Origin of the sequence: Alcanivorax sp. HI0007 (genome assembly GCF_001635525.1) — a bacterium.
Classification (GTDB): domain Bacteria; phylum Pseudomonadota; class Gammaproteobacteria; order Pseudomonadales; family Alcanivoracaceae; genus Alcanivorax.
In genome coordinates, this window is the sequence record NZ_LWEJ01000206.1 from 1 (window position 1) to 330 (window position 330).

Annotated in this window: 1 pseudogene; it reads right to left on the reverse strand. The window is 58.5% G+C overall.

Going from position 1 to position 330, the window contains the following annotated elements:
• Positions 1 to 260: pseudogene (locus A3714_RS10465) on the reverse strand (hydrolase or metal-binding protein); the annotation flags it as partial.
• Positions 261 to 330: the final 70 nt, after the last annotated feature.

Genomic DNA, 330 nt, shown 5'->3' on the forward strand with positions numbered 1-330 from the left:
AAGGTGTACTCCGCCCGCAGGTTCAGGTCCGGATCATTGAAGGGCAGGGTGACGGGAATGCTGCGTAGCTTCTTGCCTTGTACCTCCTGGCGTAGGGCCTCATCCAGTGGGTGCGGTAGCCAGCCCTCCCGGGTCTGGATCTGGGTAGTGATGGTGAATTGGTCGTCTTTCTCCGGCAGACGCTTGCCGTTCTTTTCCACCATGCGGCCAATACTAATGCGGCCAATCACGGGGGGAGTAATCGCGAGTCCTTTGATCATGGGAATCTCCTGTTATAAAGAAACCGCACAGCCGCCGGGCAGGGCCCGGCGTTTATGCTGTTAGGCGTGG